Below are 401 nucleotides of genomic sequence, written 5' to 3'. Positions count from 1 at the left end.
CCGGCTGCTGCATCACCGGCATGTCGAGAAAGACGAAGGTTTGCCTCAGCGCCTGGTTGGACCCGAACGCCCCGATCTTGCCCGGGCTGACGCTGACGACGCCGGCGGGCAAGCCCTTGAAGACGCTTTCTCCATGTGGTCGGGAGCCGACGTCCAGGGCGTTCTTCAGGCAGCCCGGAATCGAGCGGTTGTATTCCGGCGTGACGAACAGCACCGCGTCGCATTCGCGTATCGCCGCGCGGAAGGCCGACCACGCCGCCGGCGGATGGTCGCCGTCCAGATCCTCGTTGTAGAGCGGCAACTCGCCGATCTCGATGAAGCGGCAGCGCAACGAATCCGGCGCCCGGGCCGCCAGCGCCTTGGCGATCTTGCGGCTGAAGGATTGGGCGCGCAGGCTGCCG

Annotated in this window: 1 protein-coding gene; it reads right to left on the bottom strand. The window is 67.3% G+C overall.

Translation table 11 applies throughout. The features are described 5' to 3' along the window. Positions 1-401: NADPH-dependent FMN reductase (locus EN850_RS33925; RefSeq protein ID WP_136092960.1), on the bottom strand; the 401-nt coding region annotated here is incomplete at both ends.

The sequence above is a fragment of the Mesorhizobium sp. M8A.F.Ca.ET.207.01.1.1 genome (assembly GCF_004794715.1).
Classification (GTDB): domain Bacteria; phylum Pseudomonadota; class Alphaproteobacteria; order Rhizobiales; family Rhizobiaceae; genus Mesorhizobium.
This window is presented reverse-complemented; position numbering and strand designations above follow the sequence as displayed.